General features: G+C 48.3%; 16 protein-coding genes. 11 read left to right on the top strand and 5 right to left on the bottom strand.

Annotation, left to right across the window (positions count from 1 at the left end):
* Positions 1-8 precede the first annotated feature (8 nt).
* The gene (locus DW739_RS08975; protein WP_107000574.1) at positions 9-434 is read right to left on the bottom strand and encodes a DUF3842 family protein; all 426 of its coding nucleotides are present in this window, start codon (positions 432-434) and stop codon (positions 9-11) included.
* Between the two features lie 410 nt (positions 435-844).
* Here DW739_RS08975 and carB point away from each other — a divergent pair, with 410 nt between their 5' ends.
* Positions 845-4,057: a carbamoyl-phosphate synthase large subunit gene (gene carB, locus DW739_RS08970; RefSeq protein ID WP_118472215.1), complete on the top strand. Its 3,213-nt coding sequence runs from the start codon at positions 845-847 to the stop codon at positions 4,055-4,057.
* 297 nt (positions 4,058-4,354) lie between these two features.
* Here carB and DW739_RS08965 read toward each other — a convergent pair whose 3' ends face one another.
* The gene (locus DW739_RS08965; protein ID WP_118570832.1) at positions 4,355-5,107 is read right to left on the bottom strand and encodes a YwaF family protein; all 753 of its coding nucleotides are present in this window, start codon (positions 5,105-5,107) and stop codon (positions 4,355-4,357) included.
* Between the two features lie 327 nt (positions 5,108-5,434).
* On the opposite strand from DW739_RS08965, the gene DW739_RS08960 reads away from it, so the two are divergent.
* The 5 genes from DW739_RS08960 (at position 5,435) to DW739_RS08935 (ending at position 9,605) form a co-directional block, all read left to right on the top strand.
* Positions 5,435-6,034, top strand: a complete 600-nt coding sequence (locus DW739_RS08960; protein WP_118523883.1) for a methyltransferase domain-containing protein — start codon at positions 5,435-5,437, stop codon at positions 6,032-6,034.
* The gene (locus tag DW739_RS08955) at positions 6,031-6,501 is read left to right on the top strand and encodes an LURP-one-related family protein (RefSeq protein WP_117796222.1); all 471 of its coding nucleotides are present in this window, start codon (positions 6,031-6,033) and stop codon (positions 6,499-6,501) included. The genes DW739_RS08960 and DW739_RS08955 overlap by 4 nt, the downstream gene beginning before the upstream one ends.
* Before the next feature lie 720 nt (positions 6,502-7,221).
* Entirely contained in the window at positions 7,222-8,055 is an 834-nt protein-coding gene (locus DW739_RS08945; protein WP_118524506.1) for a basic amino acid ABC transporter substrate-binding protein, read from the top strand.
* Between the two features lie 118 nt (positions 8,056-8,173).
* Positions 8,174-8,863, top strand: coding sequence for an amino acid ABC transporter permease (locus tag DW739_RS08940; protein WP_022360148.1), 690 nt, complete (start codon positions 8,174-8,176; stop codon positions 8,861-8,863).
* A complete protein-coding gene (locus DW739_RS08935) occupies positions 8,853-9,605 on the top strand; it encodes an amino acid ABC transporter ATP-binding protein (RefSeq protein ID WP_022360149.1) in 753 nt (250 codons plus the stop codon). Before DW739_RS08940 ends, DW739_RS08935 begins: the two co-directional genes overlap by 11 nt.
* A gap of 379 nt (positions 9,606-9,984) precedes the next feature.
* Here the strand turns inward: DW739_RS08935 and DW739_RS08930 are convergent, their stop codons facing one another.
* The 3 genes from DW739_RS08930 to DW739_RS08915 form a co-directional block, all read right to left on the bottom strand.
* Positions 9,985-10,884, bottom strand: coding sequence for a tyrosine-type recombinase/integrase (locus DW739_RS08930; RefSeq protein WP_118742922.1), 900 nt, complete (start codon positions 10,882-10,884; stop codon positions 9,985-9,987).
* Positions 10,885-10,905: 21 nt separating this feature from the next.
* Positions 10,906-11,853: a tyrosine-type recombinase/integrase gene (locus tag DW739_RS08925; RefSeq protein WP_243023754.1), complete on the bottom strand. Its 948-nt coding sequence runs from the start codon at positions 11,851-11,853 to the stop codon at positions 10,906-10,908.
* A gap of 202 nt (positions 11,854-12,055) precedes the next feature.
* Positions 12,056-12,556: a MarR family transcriptional regulator gene (locus DW739_RS08915; RefSeq protein WP_118742920.1), complete on the bottom strand. Its 501-nt coding sequence runs from the start codon at positions 12,554-12,556 to the stop codon at positions 12,056-12,058.
* A 259-nt stretch (positions 12,557-12,815) separates the two neighbouring features.
* On the opposite strand from DW739_RS08915, the gene ftsH reads away from it, so the two are divergent.
* From ftsH to DW739_RS08890, 5 genes are all read left to right on the top strand, one after another.
* Positions 12,816-14,693, top strand: coding sequence for an ATP-dependent zinc metalloprotease FtsH (gene ftsH, locus DW739_RS08910; RefSeq protein WP_118468261.1), 1,878 nt, complete (start codon positions 12,816-12,818; stop codon positions 14,691-14,693).
* A gap of 428 nt (positions 14,694-15,121) precedes the next feature.
* The gene (locus DW739_RS08905; protein ID WP_118742919.1) at positions 15,122-16,315 is read left to right on the top strand and encodes a BMP family ABC transporter substrate-binding protein; all 1,194 of its coding nucleotides are present in this window, start codon (positions 15,122-15,124) and stop codon (positions 16,313-16,315) included.
* A 192-nt stretch (positions 16,316-16,507) separates the two neighbouring features.
* On the top strand, positions 16,508-18,064 hold the full coding sequence (locus tag DW739_RS08900; protein WP_118742918.1) for an ABC transporter ATP-binding protein: 1,557 nt from the start codon (positions 16,508-16,510) through the stop codon (positions 18,062-18,064).
* The gene (locus DW739_RS08895) at positions 18,061-19,137 is read left to right on the top strand and encodes an ABC transporter permease (RefSeq protein WP_022360157.1); all 1,077 of its coding nucleotides are present in this window, start codon (positions 18,061-18,063) and stop codon (positions 19,135-19,137) included. The genes DW739_RS08900 and DW739_RS08895 overlap by 4 nt, the downstream gene beginning before the upstream one ends.
* Positions 19,134-20,096 (top strand): ABC transporter permease, encoded by a 963-nt coding sequence (locus tag DW739_RS08890; RefSeq protein WP_022360158.1) that lies wholly within the window; start codon positions 19,134-19,136, stop codon positions 20,094-20,096. The genes DW739_RS08895 and DW739_RS08890 overlap by 4 nt, the downstream gene beginning before the upstream one ends.
* Positions 20,097-20,380 lie beyond the last annotated feature (284 nt).

The following is a 20,380-nucleotide window of genomic DNA, read 5'->3' as shown; positions in this document are numbered from 1 at the left end:
TGCATTTTTTAAATATGATTCAGGTAGGCAGCTGCTTCCTCTGCCGCCAAATGGATATATTCATTCATTGGTAAATTCTGTGTTCCTACTAAAATATGGCGGCAATAGGAGCTTCCACTGACAGGAATCAGGATTTTCTGGGCGCGGCTTTGTCCGATGGCGGCTGCCATGGCGGGGGTGATTTCTCCTAAGAGGGAGTCTGCAATGACGATGCCGATTGGTCCGATGATTAGGTCGGCATCTCGGCAGGCGACGAGAACGGGGTTTTCTCCGGTGGCGCCCATGGCAGCTCCGGCTTTCATCATCGCGGCAGTGGCAGTAGTGTTGGCACCGAGCGCGAGAAGCGGCTGTCCGGGACAGAGTTTCTGGATTTCTTCTACGAGGGCGCGCCCCATGCGTCCGCCCTGACCGTCGATGATGACAACTTTTTTCATAATGGATAACCCCTTTCCTTTTCGTAGGATTTTCGTAGGACAAGATAATAAAAAAGAATGTGCCTTGGCACATTCTCGCGCAGGAACGAAAATAAGAGGGTCTAAATCTGCCTTTTGGACAAAATAAACACCCCAGTATATCTTTACTATAATATCATACATTTTGAAAAAAGAAAAGCAAAAAAGATCGATTTTTGTAAAATTTTTTGTTTACAAATAAAGCGCTTTCTATTATAATGCTGATAATGGCTAACTGGGGTCTGGCAGAGCTGCGATTGGCGGAGGCTGTCAGGGTGACGGAAGATCAGACAGACGCGCGTGAAGGCACCGCGGAGGTGCTTGATTTTTAGTTGATCCGGGAGGCCGCTTTTTTAAAGCCAAAAAACAGCAGACAATGAGAGGGAGAAAACATGAGGAGAAATGACATTCACAAAGTATTGATTATCGGTTCCGGTCCAATCATTATCGGACAGGCGTGTGAGTTCGATTATTCGGGAACACAGGCGTGCAAGGCACTGAGAAAACTCGGCTATGAGATTGTGCTGGTCAATTCCAATCCGGCTACGATTATGACGGATCCGGAGACAGCAGATGTGACTTATATTGAGCCGCTGAACGTAGACCGTCTGACTCAGATCATTGAAAAAGAGCGCCCGGATGCGCTGCTCCCGAACCTGGGTGGACAGTCCGGACTGAACCTCTGCTCCGAATTGGCAGCAGCAGGTGTTCTGGATAAATATGATGTTAAAGTAATCGGCGTTCAGGTTGATGCTATCGAGCGTGGTGAGGACCGTATCGAGTTTAAGCATACAATGGAAAGCCTGGGTATCGAGATGGCTAGAAGTGAGGTTGCCTACAGCGTTGAGGATGCACTGGCAATCGCAGATAAACTGGGTTATCCGGTTGTTCTTCGTCCGGCTTACACCATGGGCGGCGAAGGCGGCGGTCTTGTATATAACGTAGAAGAACTGAAGACCGTGTGTGCAAGAGGCCTGCAGGCCAGCATGGTTGGTCAGGTTCTGGTAGAGGAGTCTATCCTTGGATGGGAAGAGCTTGAGCTGGAAGTTGTCCGCGATGCGAAGAACAACATGATCACTGTCTGCTTTATTGAAAATATTGATCCGCTGGGCGTACACACCGGAGATTCCTTCTGTTCTGCTCCGATGTTAACCATTTCGGAAGAAGTACAGAAACGTCTGCAGGAGAAATCCTACAAGATCGTAGAAGCAATCCAGGTAATCGGCGGTACCAACGTACAGTGGGCACACGATCCGAAGACAGACCGTGATATTGTTATCGAGATCAACCCGAGAACCTCCCGTTCGTCCGCACTGGCATCCAAGGCAACTGGTTTCCCGATTGCACTGGTATCAGCGATGCTGGCAACCGGTATGACTCTGGATGAGATTCCATGCGGCAAGAGCGGCACTCTGGATCAGTATGTTCCGTCCGGCGACTATATTGTTATCAAGTTTGCACGCTGGGCATTTGAGAAGTTCAAAGGCGCAGAGGACAAGCTGGGAACCCAGATGAAGGCAGTCGGCGAGGTTATGAGTATCGGAAAGACCTACAAAGAGGCATTCCAGAAGGCGATCCGAAGCCTGGAGAGAGGCCGCTACGGTCTTGGTCATGCGAAAGACTTCGATAAGAAGACAAAAAAAGAACTGCTTGCGATGCTGCATGTTCCGAGCAGCGAACGTCAGTTCATTATGTACGAGGCACTTCGTAAGGGCGCTACCGTAGACGAGCTGTTCGAATTAACCAAGATTAAACATTACTTCATCCAGCAGATGAAAGAACTGGTAGAAGAGGAAGAAAGCCTGATGCAGTATAAGGGCGAGGTTCCGCCGGTTGAGGTTCTCCGCCAGGCGAAGCTGGACGGTTTTGCAGATAAATATTTAAGCGAGCTGTTAGGCGTTACAGAGGAAGAGATCCGCGATGCAAGAACCAAAGAAGGTATCGTAGAAGGCTGGGAGGGCGTACACGTAAGTGCCACACCGGATTCTGCATACTACTTCTCCAGCTATCACATCAAGGATCAGAGTCCGTGCAGCGACAACAAGAAGATCATGATTCTGGGCGGCGGTCCGAACCGTATCGGTCAGGGTATTGAGTTTGACTACTGCTGCGTACATGCAGCTATCGCCCTGAAAGAGCTTGGATTTGAGACAATTATCGTTAACTGCAACCCAGAGACTGTATCTACAGACTATGATACCTCCGATAAACTGTATTTCGAGCCGCTGACTCTGGAAGATGTATTAAGCATCTATCACAAGGAGAAACCGCTGGGAGTTATCGCACAGTTTGGTGGCCAGACACCGCTGAACCTGGCAGCAGACCTGAAGAAATATGGTGTCAACATTCTGGGTACAACTCCGGAAACCATCGACATGGCAGAGGATCGTGACCTGTTCCGTGCGATGATGGATAAACTGCAGATTCCGATGCCGGAGTCAGGCATGGCAGTTACTGTAGAAGATGCATTGGAGATTGCTAATAAGATCGGTTACCCGGTTATGGTTCGTCCGTCCTATGTACTTGGCGGCCGCGGCATGGAGGTTGTTCATGACGATGAAGCGATGACCTTCTATATGAGAGCAGCTGTCGGCGTAACTCCGGACCGTCCGATCCTGATTGACCGTTTCCTGCATCATGCAACCGAGTGTGAAGCAGATGCGATCAGCGACGGCGAGAACGTATTTGTTCCGGCAGTTATGGAGCATATCGAGCTGGCAGGTATCCACTCCGGAGACTCCGCTTGTATCCTTCCGTCCAGAAATCTGACCAAGGATCAGGTAGAGACAATCCGCGATTACACAAGCCGTATCGCAAAAGAGATGCACGTAGTAGGTCTGATGAACATGCAGTATGCAATCGAGGACGGCGAAGTATACGTGCTGGAGGCAAACCCGAGAGCATCCCGTACCGTGCCGCTGGTATCCAAAGTATGCAACATCAAGATGGTAAAACTGGCAACGGATATCATGACTTCCTACTTAACAGGTCGTCCGTCACCGGTTCCGGCACTGAAAGAGAAGAAGATTCCGCACTACGGTGTTAAGATGCCGGTATTCCCGTTCAAGATGTTCCCGGAGGTTGACCCGGTACTTGGACCGGAGATGCGTTCCACCGGTGAGGTTCTTGGTATGTCCACCAGCGTTGGTGAGGCTATCTACAAGGCACAGGAAGCAACCCAGACACGTCTTCCTTCCTCCGGAACTGTCCTCCTGAGTGTCAATGACAAGGATAAGATAGAGCTTATCGAGGTTGCAAGAGGCTTCTACGAGTGTGGCTTTACCCTGATGGGTACAGGCAGAACCTGTGATGTGATGGTAGCAGCAGGACTTCCGGCTGAGAAGGTATGCAAGATCAACGAAGGCCGTCCGAACATTTTAGATAAGATTACCAACGGAGAAGTGGCAATCATTATCAATACCCCGAACGATAAGAAGGGCAGAGGCGATGACAGCTACATCCGTAAGGCAGCTGTAAAGGCGAAGATTCCGTACTTCACCAACATGGCAGCAGCAAAGGCTACTGTACAGGCGCTGAGAAGTATCAAGAAGAACGGACATCTGGAGGTTAAGTCCCTGCAGGAGTTCCATAGCGAGATTCAGTAAATAAAAATAAAAGGGTAAAATCCATTGTTACAGAGTCGTTTCAGTGGATTTTACCGTGACAGTGAATTAATTGAGCTATTATAGAAAAGAGCGTCTGCCCGGCTGTGAATGCGGGGCTGGCGCTCTTTTAATTGCAGATAGGAATTTTCTGAACTGAAAATTCCGTATGATATCGTATCGATAGCAGATTTTGCCGATTTGAAATGCGAAGCATCGGTAAAATCCCGTTGATGTGCACGGAATGAGTGAGCAGCAACGAATATGCCAGCTTTGCTGACCAGAATCACGCGCCAAGTCTCACGGACGTTCGACTTGAAATACGAGATGCAGCAGCCATGCGCCCAAAATGATTGAAAGCACATACACCGTGTTTCCGGCAAAAATTCCAAATTTAGCAGCGATCTGGGAGTACACAATCTGCGTGGTCGCGTAGTACGGCGTGATATAAAACATATCCGCGTTTCCATACGGATGTGAGGTAACATTGATGATGGTTGCGATGACGCATCCGACCGCAAATACAGCTGTAGACTGCCAGAATCCTTTGGCGGTTGGCAGCACCATGCGGGAAAAGGCGATGAGTAGCCCGATGAAGATCAGAAGGATATGCCAGATAAATCCATGCAGGGTCAGCGTCCAGTACGGGTGCATCAGACCGGACGGATCGACGAACACCATGACGGCACCGAGCAGGTTGTAATTATACATAAAAGTGCAAAAAATACGCTGATATTTATGCGGAACAAAGGGCAGCAGCAGGCAGAGGTACATCGGCAGGCTGCAGAGCTGGAATGGAAAATACCACCAGTCGTAGTGCCGGTTGTTTTCTATGTAATAGAGAAAAAGCTGTTTGTAGACCTCGGAAAATGCCAGAAAAACACCGCAGGCAAAGAGCAGATGCAGACGGAACGCTTCGGAGCGCGTCCGCAATTTCCATGCGGCAAAGGCGGCGAGCGGGATGCCGATCAGCATAAATACTAAATGAAAGGGAGACCAGACTGCGGGCGGTGTCATAGACCAGGCAGTTAAGGTAAGTAGACGGGAAATCATAAAAAGCCTTCTTTCGTAATAAAACCTAAGGAATGGTTCCGTATCTTGTGAATCATGCTGTAAGCGACCGCGCCCGGCGAGAGAATGTGACAAGGCACATTCTCTTTACGGAAGCAGATGCCCAGTACAGAGAAAACGGTACAGAATAGTTATAGTACGAAATATTAGATTTGCCAAGAATTAACAACAAGATCTGCCCATAATAAGACGATGGGAGATTTACATATTTGCAATTTTTTTCTTTCCAAAGCTGCAAGTTGACAAGCGCCGCCAATTTCCTATATTCTGTAGATATAAGAATCGAGTAAATGATACGGGAGATATACCATGAACCAAAATGAGACCCAATGGGATAGATTTCTGAAAATCCGAACAAGCGGCAGAGATGATTCGCATGCGGATCAATACCGATACCCATACGAACCGACGGCATACGTGGTTCTGGAACGGTTGGCGAACAGCGGATTAATTCGGAAGAATAATACCTTATTGGACTATGGAACCGGCAAGGGAAGAGTCTGTTTTTACTTGTCCTATCAGACAAGGAGTAAAACAATCGGAATCGAATACGATGAACGTATTTATCAGGGGGCAGCAGAAAATAAGGAGACGGCAGTGTCCGGAAACCGTACTTCCTTTATCTTAAGCAGTGCGGAGAACTATGAGCTTCCTCCAGAAGTGGATCGGTGTTATTTTTTCAATCCATTTTCGGTAGAGATATTGCACTCTGTTCTTGCCAGGATATATGAGTCCTATTACGAAAATCCGAGAGAGATACTGCTGTTTTTTTATTATCCATCGGAGGAATATATCAGTTGTCTGATGACGGAGGAACAGCTAATGTTTTATGATGAGATTGACACATCGGATTTGTTTCCGGGCGAGGACAAAAGAGAACGGATTATGATATTTGAGGTGATTTTATGAAGCTTTTATTTAAACAGCGGTTATTTTCGTGGTTTGACAGTTATGATATTTATGATGAGTTTGGCAATACAGTATATGTGGTAAAAGGCCAGTTGTCCTGGGGCCATAAGTTGGTGATATATGATGCAGACGGCAATGAAATTGGAATGGTTGTTCAGCGTGTACTGACATTTCTGCCAAAATTTGAGATATATAAAAAAGGCACCTATATCGGATGCTTGAGTAAAGAATTCTCTTTCCTGATGCCGCATTACAATATTGATTACAATGGCTGGCATATCGACGGTTCGATTATGGAATGGGATTATAATATCCTCGATCAAAGGGGATATTCGGTTGCCAGTGTCAGCAAAGAGCTGTTCCATATGACGGACACGTATGTGATTCAGGTAAATGAGCCGGAATATGCACTGGATGCATTAATGTTTGTGCTGGCGATCGATGCGGAAAAATGTTCGAGGACGTAAGAAAGGGTGCGTCTGCTTTTTGCTACAAGAGCACCGAGGCATTCTTGAATAATGACAGGACGATATGGTGAACACAAAAAAGAAACGAGCACCCCGCTTAAGCAATAGCTGTACGGTAACAAACCCATTTCTTGATTATATGATACATTGAACAGTATTAAATGTCAACGAAAAAAAGCATAAGAAATCTCAATGAAAAGCTAGCCCAGTTATTCATCGGAAAGACCATAGAAAAGCCAGGTTCAGATACACCAGTCTTTGGCAGTTGAGTGAAAATAAAATCGCTGTAACCCTTGTATTTGCTGGGGTGCAGCGATTTTTGTTGCTGTTGCAGACTATAGTATTTTTTTCTTCCTTGTCCATTTTTGGAATTGTTCTCATTTTACTGTTCGTTATGAATTGATAATCCGTTCGGAAACCGGAAACATTCTTCAAGCTGTCATCTGCTTTCATTTACTTTCAAAATTTCACTAACCTGATTATGCAACTATTAAACTCTCGTGCCAAGAATTAACAACAAGATCTGTCCGTAACTGGAACCGTACAAATTGGAAAAGAATGCATAATCATACAAAACCCTGTAAAAAACAGGAATTCAGGCTTGATTATTTATAAAAATGCGGTATAATGTATTCCTAGATACAGTAATAAAAGTAAGAATATTCGTATTTACTGCATAAAAATACAAAAGCAGCGAATAGAAATGAGGAGGAATTTATTATGAAAAAGAAATTAGCAGCAATCGCTATGGCAACTGCTATGGCAGCATCGTTAGCAGCATGCTCTTCCAAACCGGCAGAGACAACCGCAGCCGCAGAGGAGAATGAGGAGACAACCGCAGAGGCAGCAGAGGGCAGCGAGGCAGCAGAGGCTGGCGACAGCGCATTTGCAGGAAAGACTCTGGTTATGTCCACCAACGCTGAGTTCGCACCGTATGAGTACCACGATGGAAATGATATCGTAGGTATCGACGTAGATATTGCAAACGCTATCTGCGAGGATATGGGAGCATCTCTGGAAATCACCGACGTAGCATTCGATTCTATCATCCCGGAGGTTCAGTCTGGCAAAGCTGATTTCGCAGCAGCAGGCATGACTGTTACCGAGGATCGTCAGACCCAGGTGGATTTCTCTGACACTTACGCAACCGGCGTTCAGTCTGTTATCGTAACCGAGGACAGCGACATCAAATCCCTGGATGATTTAAAGGGCAAACAGATCGGTGTTCAGCAGGGTACCACCGGTGACCTTTACTCCACCGATGATTTCGGCGAGGAGAGTGTACAGAGATTTTCCAAGGGCGCAGATGCAGTACAGGCACTGTCTACGGGCAAGATCGATGCAGTTATCATTGACAACAAACCGGCACAGGTATTTGTAGACGAGAATGACGGCTTAAAGCTTCTGGAAACACCGTACGCAGAAGAAGAGTACGCAATCGCAGTTAAGAAGGGCAATACAGAGCTTCTGGACGCTATCAACGCATCCATCGCAAACCTGAAAGAGTCTGGAAAACTGGACGAGATCGTTGCAAAATACATTACCGCTGAATAATTTGACAGAAAAAGCTACATCTGTTTGATTAAGAAAAAGGTTGCTGCAGAATGAAAAAGATGAAATTCGGCAGCAGCCCTTTTTCGGGTCTATATCATCTTACAAGGAGGAAAACGGATTGGAGAAACTCAAGCAGGCCTTATATTTAAACCTGATCAAGGATGACAGGTGGCAGTATTTGACAGGGGGCCTGAAAAATACCCTGATCATCACGTTATTTGCAACCCTGATCGGCATTGCCCTTGGTCTGCTGATTGCGATTGTCCGTGCGACTCACGACAAAACCGGTAAAATGAAATTTTTAAATGGTGTCTGCCAGGTATATCTGACGGTCATCCGGGGAACGCCGGTTGTCATCCAGTTGATGATTTTCTATTACTGTATTTTTGTATCGCGTGTATTTGCCGGCGTCTTTGTCGGTGTGATCGCGTTTGGTCTTAACTCGGCGGCATATGTAGCGGAGATCTTCCGTTCCGGTATCATGTCGATCGACGAGGGACAGATGGAGGCAGGTCGAAGCCTTGGTTTTAACTATGTCCAGACGATGCGTTATATTATTATGCCGCAGGCGTTTAAAAACGTACTTCCGGCGCTTTGCAATGAGTTTGTTGTTCTTCTGAAAGAGACTTCGGTAGCCGGTTACGTGGCGGTGCAGGATCTGACAAAGGGCGGTGATATCATCCGTTCCAGAACGTATGACGCGTGGACACCGCTTCTGATCGTGGCTGCTGTTTATCTGGCGCTGACGATGATCTTCAACCACTTTGCACAGAATCTGGAAAGGAGCCTGAGAAAGAATGAACGATAACGTACAAAACGGAGAAGTGATAATTGACATCAATGACCTTTCCAAGGCGTTCGGTGATTTAAAGGTCCTGACCAATATTTCCACCCAGATACGCAAGGGGGATGTTGTCTGCGTGATCGGACCATCCGGTTCCGGTAAATCCACATTTCTGCGCTGCATGAACCTGCTGGAAACACCGACCGGCGGACACATCTATTTTGAGGGAACGGATATCACGGATCCGAAGACAAACATTGACAAACTCCGTCAGAAAATGGGAATGGTATTCCAGCAGTTCAACCTGTTCCCGCATATGACGATTCTTGATAATATGACGCTAGCACCGATGAAACTGCTCGGACGCCCGAAGGACGAGGCGGAGACGGAGGCATTGAAACTTCTGGAGCGTGTCGGATTAAAGGAAAAGGCATCCGCCTATCCGGGACAGCTCTCCGGCGGTCAGAAACAGCGTGTGGCGATCGTCCGCGCTCTGGCAATGCATCCGGATGTGATGCTCTTTGACGAGCCAACCTCTGCACTTGACCCGGAGATGGTAGGCGAGGTATTAAACGTAATGCGTCAGCTTGCCGAGGAACACATGACGATGGTCGTGGTTACCCATGAGATGGGCTTCGCCCGCGAGGTGGCAACCCGCGTTATGTTCATGGAGGGCGGCAACTTCATCGAAGAAAACGAACCGAAGGAGTTCTTTGAGCATCCAAAGAGCGAAAGATTGAAGGCATTTTTGAGTAAGGTGCTGTAAGGAAATTTAATATTAGGAAAAGTCCGGTAGGGAGAGAATGTCATAGCACATTTTCTTTCTGCCGAGCTTTTTTTATGCCTGTAATATCTTTATGCGTTTTCTATTATCCATCTGGTTCTTCTAACTTCCGTTTTGAAAAATATTTATTTGGAAAGAAAAGTTGTTAAAAAATGCAAATATGTAAAACCAAATGAAATCTCCCATCGTCTTATTAGTAGAACAGCAGAAAAGGAGGAAGATTCTGAAAAGAAGGCGGAACAGAATGTTGAGACAAAGCTGGATAGTGGGAAGCAGGAGAAAAAATAAATCTATAATAAAGGGGAAAGAATTGTGGAAAATGGCAGTTCTTTCCCCTTTTATGGTTTTCACACACCTGTGCCTACCACGTCACCACCCGGTCAATCACCGTCTGCTGTTCCTGACTCGATTTCATCAGGTAAATCCGGGTTGTCTCGATGCTTTCATGTCCCAGAAGATCGGCCAGGAGAGAAATATCATTGAACCGTTTCAAAAAATTGATGGCGTAGCGGTGCCGGAAAGAATGCGGGTACATTGTTGCCGGATTGATGCGGTAGCGCTTTGCGATGTTTTTTAACTGCATCTCGATGGCGCGTGCGGAGATGCAGGTGCGGCGGCGGGTCAGGAAGAGAAAGCCGCTGTCGATGCCGCGGGAGGCAAAGTAGGGGATTGCTTCCCCGCATAGGGAGCGGGGGAAGAACAACCGCCGTATCTTGCCGCCTTTGGAGTAGAGATCGAGATAGCCAAGCTGCAGATCCTCCATTTTGATCTGGCGCAGTTCACTGACGCGCGCGCCGGTGGAGGCGAGAAAACGCACGATGAAATACCAGAAGTAATTTTCATCCTTTTTTAGCCGCCGTTTGAGCCGGTCGTAATCTTTTTGGGAGATCACTGTATCAAGGTAGGTGTGCTTCTGCTCCCGGATGGGGCGCAGGCGGTAGTGACCCGTGGGAGTGATGCGGAGTGAATCTGTGGGGGCGGATATGGGTGATTGAAAATTCGCCTTTTCATTATCCAACAATCCACTGTTTTGCATAAAATCGAGAAAACGGTTCATCCCCAGAATCCGCGTATTCACTGTTGATGGCTTATAACATTCCAGCAGCCAGCGCCGGTACGACTGCAGGAACTCGACCGAAAGGCTGTTATAATGCGAAAAAAACAGCCGGATGGAACAGCTGTAGACCCGGATGGTGCTGGCGGCGTGCCCCTGTTGTTCAAGGTAAACGCCAAAGTCGGAAATAAGTGTTTCAAAATTCATATGTGCTTCATTTACTCCTCTCTACCAGGTGACTACCCGGTTGACAATCTCATACTGCTCGCTGCTGGAACGACGCAGGTAAATCCGGGTTGTTTCGAGATTTTTGTGTCCAAGCAGGTCGGAGAGCAGGGAAATATCGCCGCATTTTTCGATAAAACTCTTGGCAAACCGGTGGCGGAATGCATGCGGATGTACCATTTCCGGTGTCATGTGGTAGGAGAGGGCGATGGTTTTGAGCTGGCTGCGGATGCCGCCTGGAGAGATGGGGGAACCGAAGCGGTTGAGGAAGATGGGACCGTGGGATTTGTGGAGAAAGGAAAGCCATTTGAGGGTATCGGTTCGGAGTGACTGTGGGATGTAGATGCGCCGGACTTTATTTCCTTTGGAATAGATGTCCTTATAGCCGGAGAAAATATCTTCTGCCTGGAGCTGAATCACCTCGCTGACCCGGACGCCGGTTGCCGCCATGAAACGGATGAGAAAATAGTAAGTGTACCGTTCATCCCGAAGCAGGCAGCGTTTCAGGTATTCATAATCCGCCTCGCTGATCATGTGATCCAGATAGGTTTTCTGCTGGATTTTTACCATGGGAAGATGCCCGGGATAGAGCTTTTTAAAATCCAGGTAGGCATTCAAAGCCCGGATCCGCTGGTTGATGGTCTGCGGCTTGTAGTGCTCGAGCAGAAAGATTTTGTATAGCTTTAAATTGGGGTAGGTAATGTCACGGTAATAGGTAAAATACTGCCGTACCGCATAAGTGTAAGCGCGGAGTGTCTCATCGGCAAGGTTGCGCGTGAGCAGGTAGCGGGCAAATTCGTCCGCGGCCTTTTGGGCTCTTGCAGGTGTGGCAGCATGCGTTTGACCGGAAAGGCGTGGAATGGCAGCAGAAGTTTGCCTGGATGAGAGGGGGAGAGTGTGCTTGCTATGAGTAGCGTGTGGAAAAATATGATTTTCTATCATTTGTGGCATAATATGTAGGAACCTTCTTTCTGTATCATTGAGAAACGTCCATTGGCACAGAAAGAAAACTCTGCCGAGGTGTGGAACACACCGGAACGGATGAAAGGATGAAATGGCAGAGAAATCAATCCGGAATGCTGCTGGACGTTACAAAAGTCAATTATACAGGATTTAAAAGAAAGCGGAGAAAAAAGTGTCTCCGGTGTCTTTATCATATGGATACATTCTTCGCAGGTTCATCGGTTTCACAGTTGAATTTCTTCATTAATTCCATCAGGCGGCACAGGCACTCGTCCATCGATGCCAGTTCTTCCGGGGTGTAAGCGCGCAGCCCAAACAGGGTGGAAGACAGCATTTCCTGCTTCATCTGGTTCATCATCTCACGGCCGGAATCGCAGATGCGGATGTAGACGCGGCGGCGGTTGGCTGTATCATGGATCCGCTCGACCAGACCGCGTTCCTCAAGAACCTTGATCATATGGGAGAGCTGCTGCTTTGTGATACTCAGCTTGTCCGCCAGCTCAGACATGGTATAGTCCTGATCTGCCCAGCTGTCGAGCGCGATCAGGGCGAAAAATGGAAGCGAGTTGACTTTCATATCATGGCTTGGCTGGTAGTGGCATTTCGCCAGGGAGAGAAAGCCGAGTGCAAACTCCAGGAAGTGGATACCGGTGTTTTTTAAAAGATTTGAATTTTTTTTGCCTGGATTCATAGGAAAACCTCCAAATTTAAATATCAAAGTAATAAAATGCGGTCCATTTCACAAACATAAATTGCAAACAAGGAAACATCAATTTACTTGTACTCTAGCACATCCAGACAAAAAGGTCAACAAATATAAAAAGTAAATAAATATTTACTATTGTGGATTGACAAATAACACAGAATGCTGTATATGTTAATGTATCACGAAACGATGTGACAGAAACACAGAACCATCTGTCACAGACTCACAATAAGGAGAACAATCTATGGTAGAGAACACGAACGGCGGCGGAAAGCAGCCGCCCAGAAAATCATTTTTATATTATTATGGATTGGTTATGCTGATTGTCATGCTGTTAAATATTTTCCTCTTTCCATCTATGATGGATCGGACGCAGCAGGTGCGGTTTGACCAGTTCAGCGATCAGTTGAAGGAAGATAATGTCGATGAAGTGTATGTGACGACGAACAATGAGATCGTTTATACGCTGAAAAATGACAATAAAAACACAGCGTGGAATGTCACCTACAAAACCGGCGAGATTCCGGGTGTCAACCTGTATGATCTGCTGGATGGTAAGGATGTGAAATACAGTGCGGAGATCAACACACAGGCGTCACCGCTGCTGAATTTCCTGCTGACCTGGATCCTGCCGCTGGTTCTCTTTGTGGGAATCGGACAGCTCATGGGACGTTCGTTGATGAAACGGATGGGTGGCGGACCTGGCAACGCAATGACGTTTGGCAAGTCGAATGCGAAGATTTATGCAGAATCCGAGACGGGTATCACATTTGCAGATGTGGCTGGCGAGGAAGAGGCGAAGGATGCATTAAAAGAGATTGTCGATTTCCTGCATAAGCCGGAAAAATACTCGGAGATCGGTGCGGTGCTACCGAAGGGCGCCCTGTTAGTCGGACCTCCAGGAACCGGTAAAACGATGCTGGCGAAGGCCGTTGCCGGGGAAGCACACGTTCCGTTCTTCTCGATCTCCGGTTCGGAATTTGTTGAGATGTTTGTCGGCATGGGTGCGGCGAAGGTGCGTGATTTATTTAAACAGGCCAATGAAAAAGCGCCGTGTATCGTATTTATCGACGAGATCGATACGATTGGTAAGAAGCGTGACGGCGCCGGCATGGGCGGCAATGACGAGCGCGAGCAGACGCTGAACCAGCTTCTGACTGAGATGGATGGTTTTGACGGCAAGAAGGGCGTTGTCATTCTGGCGGCGACCAACCGTCCGGAATCCCTCGATCCGGCGCTGCTTCGTCCGGGACGTTTTGACCGCCGGATTCCGGTTGAGCTGCCGGATCTGAAAGGCCGTGAGGCAATTCTGAAAGTCCATGGCAAAAAGGTTAAAGTGGATGAGAGTGTGGATTACAATGAGATCGCCCGTGCCACCAACGGTGCGAGCGGCGCGGAGCTGGCAAATATTGTCAATGAGGCGGCGCTGCGGGCAGTACGGATGGGACGAAAGACCGTGTCCCAGCAGGATCTGGAAGAGAGTGTCGAGACGGTTATTGCCGGATATCAGAAGAAGGATGCCGGTGTTTCCGGGGATGAGAAGAAGATTGTCTCCTACCATGAGATCGGTCATGCACTGGTAGCGGCGCTGCAGACGCACTCGGCTCCGGTCCACAAGATCACGATTGTGCCGCGAACCTCCGGGGCACTCGGATATACGATGCAGGTGGAGGCGGATCAGCGCTTCCTGATGAGCAGGGAAGAGGCGTTCAACAAGATCGTGACACTGACCGGCGGCCGTGCGGCGGAGGAGCTGATCTTCCATTCTATCACGACAGGGGCTTCGAATGATATCGAACAGGCAACCAAGATCGCCCGTGCGATGGTGACGCGTTACGGCATGAGTGACCATTTCGGCATGGTAGCGCTCGAGACGGTCAACAACGCCTACTTAGGCGGCGATACTTCCCTGGCTTGTTCGGCAGAGACGGCGGCGAGGGTCGATGAGGAAGTGATTGCGCTGGTAAAGAGCGCGTATGAGAAAGCGAAAGCTATTCTTTCCGGGCATGAGGATAAGCTTCATGAGCTGGCAGACTATCTTCTGGATAAGGAGACGATCACCGGTGAGGAGTTTATGAAGATTCTGGAAGAGAAGAAAGAGGATGGCGAGGCAGAGGCTTAAAACAGAGCCGTGTATTATAAGGTGGACGGTTACGTGTTTGCCGAAGTTATAAGAGAAATCAGTTACAGTGAGCTGAGCAGGTATCAGGCATTTTGAAAGGAAATGTCTGGTGCCTGTTTTTGTGTTGTCTGCGTCGAAAAAAGATGCTGGCAGCTGATTCCTCCGGTGTTCCCTTCCTGCATATCGGGGGATTACAGGAGAGAAAAAGAAATAAGTAAAACTTATGAAAAGAGATTAATAAATATCACAGTAAAAATCAGGCAAATTCCTTGAAAATCGTCTGTAAATATGCAATAATATTTCCTGTATCGATCCAAATTTTCGGGAATGCGGTTTTATTTTCGGATTTCAGGTTCTGCGAGGGAATTCTGACAAACGATGAGAAAGGGAGAGAACCGCATTCGCAGGCATTCTTAGGAGGAAATGTTATGAGAAAAGTAGTAAGCGTGTTACTGAGCGCTGCCATGGCGCTGTCCCTGTGTGCAGGCTGTTCTTCTTCGTCTTCTGATACAGCAGATACGAAGGCAGCGGAGGAAAAGGGAGCTGACGCGGCAGACACAGAAGCAGGCGAGGCAGCAGAGGGCGTGATGCCGGCAGTTGCTAAAGAGGATCTGAAGGTCGGAGTGATTCATATTGGAAATCCGGCGGATGGTTCCGGTTACAGCTATACGCATGATCAGGGTATCGTAGCGATGCAGAAAGCCGTTGGTCTGGAGGATGATCAGATTATCCGCAAGAACAACGTAGCGGACGATGATCAGACTGCCATCGAGACAGCAATGCGCGAGTGTGTCGAGGAAGGATGCCAGATTATCTTCGCGACAAGCTGGGGCTACATGGATGCATGCGAGGCACTGGCAGAAGAATATCCGGACGTTATCTTCTCCCATGCAACCGGCTACAAATCCAACGGTGTGAACTTTAACAATTATTTTGGACGGATTTATCAGTCCCGTTACCTCACTGGTATCGCGGCTGGTTTAAAGACAGAGAGCAATAAGATCGGTTATGTCGGCGCCTGGGGCAAGGACAATGCCGAGGTTACCGGCGGATGTGACGCATTTGCAATGGGTGTATATTCTGTAAACCCGGATGCAACCGTTTTCATCAAGACCACCAACAGCTGGTACGATCCGGAAGGTGAGAAACAGGCAGCCGTAGCCCTGATCAACGAGGGCTGTGATGTCATTGGACAGCACTGCGATACACCGAACCCGCAGCTGGCAGCTGAGGAAGCTGGCGTATTTGGTGTTGGTTACAACTCTGATATGAGCAAGGATGCTCCGAAGGCAGTTCTGACCTCCACCGTTTGGAACTGGGGCGCTTACTATACCAAAGCTGTACAGGATCTGATTGATGGTACATGGACAGGCGAGAACTACTTCGGCGGTCTGGAGGAAGGTCTGGTAGACATTTCCCCGTTATCTGACCTGTGCGTAGATGGTACGCAGGAGAAGATCGACGAGGCACGTGCGAAGATCGAGTCTGGCGACTGGGATGTATTTGACGGCGTGATCGAGTGCAACGACGGAACCACCGTTGGCACCGAGGGCGAGCATATGTCTGATGCAGATATCACAGGCAATATCCACTGGTACTTCAAGAACATCGTAGAGAAATAATCACGGAATTATATACTTGGAAGCGATGCTGAAACAGGTTCGGAAACGCTTCCGGGTGTTGCAGATTTCAAGAGTATATAACAGATAAAAGGAGGCAGCTTCAAATGGATCCACTTTCATTTGCGGCACCTCTTTTTTCTTTTTTAAGAAATTGATTAAAAAATTGGTTAAATATTCATTTGAGGTGACGATATGACAGAACAGTATGCCATTGAGTGTAGGCAGATCACGAAAGCATTCGGAAGCGTCGTGGCGAACGATAAGATTGATCTGACCGTCCGGTACGGCGAGATTATGGCACTTTTGGGAGAAAATGGTTCCGGTAAGACAACGCTCATGAACATGCTTTCCGGTATCTACCACCCAGATGCCGGTTCGATTCTGGTTGGAGGAAAAGAAGTCTCCATAAATTCGCCGGTAGATTCGAGAAATTTAGGAATAGGTATGATTCATCAGCATTTCAAACTGGTGGATGTGTTCAGTGCGATGGATAATATCGTGCTGGGAACCAAGGGAAAACGGCTGGGAAGAAAGGCGTTGCGGGAAAAAATTGAAGCGCTTGGACAGTCATTTGGACTTGAAATTGAACCGGAGAAAAAGGTCTACGACATGTCGGTCAGCGAGAAGCAGACGGTCGAGATCCTGAAGGTATTATATAGAGGCGCCCAGATCCTGATTCTGGACGAGCCGACGGCAGTCCTGACGCCGCAGGAGACGGAGCGGCTGTTTAAAATCCTGCGCCGGATGCGGGAACAGGGTTGTGCGATTATTATTATTACCCATAAATTAAATGAGGTCCTTTCTATCAGTGACCGTGTCACGATTCTGCGAAAAGGAAAGAGCATCGAGACGGTGGAAACTGCCGGATGTGATGAGAAGAAACTTACGGAGCTTATGGTTGGACGACCAATCAGCCTGAATATCGAGCGCCCGGAGATGGAGAAGAGAGAGACTATTTTGAAGATTGTCGATCTGACCGTCGATAAGAGTGACGGCGGCGTGGCGCTGGATGATATTTCTTTTGAGATTAAAACAGGCGAGATTCTGGGCGTTGCCGGTGTTGCCGGAAGCGGCCAGAAAGAACTCTGCGAGACGCTGACCGGGTTGATGGACGCGAAAAAGGGCGCTATTTTGTACCGTAAGGAAAATATCATTGGTAAGACTCCGGCGGAGATCATCCGCCTCGGAATCAGCATGAGTTTCGTGCCGGAGGATCGTCTCGGCATGGGACTGGTTGCTTCAATGGGGATGGTTGATAATATGCTGCTCAAGTCCTATTCGGAAGGGAAAGGATTGTTTGTAGACCGGAAACCGGCGAGGAAGATGGCAGAACGTCTGATCGGAGAACTGGGAATCGTGACGCCGGGCGTTGATACGCCGGTGCGTATGATGTCGGGGGGCAATGTCCAGAAGGTACTTTTGGGACGTGAGATTGAGTCGAGCCCGCAGGTGCTGATCACGGCTTACCCGGTGCGAGGGCTTGATATTAATTCTTCCTATCTGATTTACGACCTCCTGAACCAGCAGAAGAAAAAGGGTGTGGCGGTTGTCTATATCGGCGAGGATCTGGATGTGCTTCTGGAGCTTTCAGACCGGATCATGGTACTCTGCCATGGAACGATCACGGGTATCGTGGATGCGAAGAAGCTCACGAAAGAACAGCTGGGACTGATGATGACCGGTACCGAAGCGGGCGAGCTGGGGCTGGATAAGAGTATGGCATCCGAAAAGAAGGAGGAACAGGCATGAAAGAACCGTGGATCCGCGTTGTAAAAAAGGCGGAACTTGGAAAAAGAGAAACATTGATCCTCCGTCTGGAGGCGATCGTGCTGGCTCTGGTGGCAGGCGGATTCTTTATCCTGCTGATTGGGCAGAATCCATTTGTCATTTATCAGACGATTGTAACCGGAGCGCTGCGAAGCGAGATGGCGATACAGGCAACGGTCAAAATCATGATTCCACTTTTAATTGCGTCGCTGGGCGTGACGCTGGCATTTAAAATGAAATTCTGGAACATCGGAGCCGAGGGACAGATCATTATGGGCGGTATTTTTGCCTCGTATTTTGCACTGTTCCATGCGAACTGGAATCACTGGCTGCTGGTGATCGTGATGTTTCTGGCAGGCGCGATCGGCGGAGGTCTGTGGGGACTCATTCCGGCGTGGTTTAAGACCCGGTATGATACGAACGAGACGCTGTTTACGCTGATGTTAAACTATATCGCGCTGAATGTCATCGTATTTTTGAGAGAGGGCGCATGGCGTGACCCAGGTTCCCAGGGATATGCGAAGATTGCCCGTTTCAATAAGAATGCGGCGCTCGATAAGGTGTTCGGCATCCAGTTCGGCTGGGTGATTGCGCTGATTCTTGTGGTAGTGATAGCGGTTTACTTAAATCGTTCCAAGCAGGGATATGAGATCAGCGTCGTGGGAGAGAGCCAGGAGACAGCCCGCTATGCCGGCATGAATGTAAAAAAAGTGGTTCTGCGGACGATGTTTCTGTCCGGCGCTGTCTGCGGCATCGGCGGCATGGTGCAGGCGACCGGTTCGGATGTCACGCTGACGACGGCAGTTGCCGGAGGTGTCGGATTTACGGCGATCATCGTGGCATGGCTGGCACAGTTAAATCCGCCGGTGATTCTGCTGGTTACCTTTTTGTTCAGCGTGCTGGAAAAAGGAAGCAGCGTAGTTCAGTCTTCATTCGGATTGTCCTCGGACTGCGCGGATGTGCTGCAGGGAATCATCCTGTTCTTCATTCTGGGATGTGAACTGTTTATACGGTATCAATTTGTATTTCGCGGAAAAGGAGGTACACGCGCATGAGCAGCGAGATCGTAATTAAATTTCTGGTGGCGGCTGTATTGGCGGGTACGCCTTTCCTGTTTGGCACGGTTGGCGAAATTTTGAGTGAGAAGGTCGGACACCTGAATCTGGGCGTCGAGGGCATGATGTCGATTGGCGCGTGCGCCGGATTCATGGTCGGCTATCAGACGGATAACTTTGTTGCGGCGCTGTTAGCTGCGGCGGTGGCTGGAATGCTGTCGGCATTGATTTACGGTGTTTTGACTGTCACATTTATGGCAAATCAGAACGTAACGGGATTGACCCTGACGATTTTCGGCGTCGGATTAGCCAATTTTATCGGCGTCTTTATGCTGGAAAAATCAGAGAACGGCACCCTGAAACTTCCGGATGCGGTGACGGCACAGATGCGTAACATCCACATCCCGGGACTCAGTGATCTGCCGGTGGTCGGAGAATTATTATTTTCCTATAACCCGTTCGTTTATCTTGGAATCATCATCGCGATTGTGGCGAGTTTCTACTTATATAAAACACAGGTTGGTTTAAATGTGCAGGCGATCGGAGAAAATCCGGGCGCAGCAGATGCGGCAGGTATCGAAGTTACAAAGTGGAGATACATTAATATCCTGCTATCCGGTGCGATCTGCGGTATCGGCGGCGCATATTGCTCGATGATCATCAACGGCGGCGTGTGGCTGCGCGACAGCGTCGGCGGTCTTGGCTGGATTTCCGTTGCCCTCGTTATCTTCGCGGCGTGGAAGCCGATCAATGTTATTTACGGTTCCTTTATTTTCGGGGCGCTGCGCGTGCTGAAATACTATGTGCCGAAAAACACGTATGCGATTCCGACGGCATTTTTCGATGCCCTTCCGTTCATTATCACCGCATTGGTGCTGGTGATCGCGTCGATGCGTAAGAATAAAGGGGCACATATCCCGGCGCATCTGGGCGAGAATTATTTCCGGGAGGAACGGTAGGAAAATGAAGGGGAACTTATAGGATTTGTGGGAGGGCTGCAAAAAGTAGTCACATGAAATAATAAGGGAAGCCCTTGATAGGTGATGTCAGATGGCGGCTTGAGATGATAGGACGACATCAGAAATGATATAGAAATAATAGAAAAGACGGTTGTTTGTCAAAGATTTTAAATGGATAGAACAGAAAGATCGGACGAAAACCGTCTTTTTCTGTTTGAAATGGAAGGAAAGGTTATAAAACGATGTGGCAGGTTCGGAAATTCAGAAGATAAAAGGAAGAATTT

It is taken from the genome of Clostridium sp. AM28-20LB (assembly GCF_003480665.1).
GTDB lineage: Bacteria > Bacillota > Clostridia > Lachnospirales > Lachnospiraceae > Otoolea > Otoolea fessa.
The sequence above is the reverse complement of the archived record's forward strand: the minus strand, read 5'-3'. Positions and strand labels throughout refer to the sequence as shown.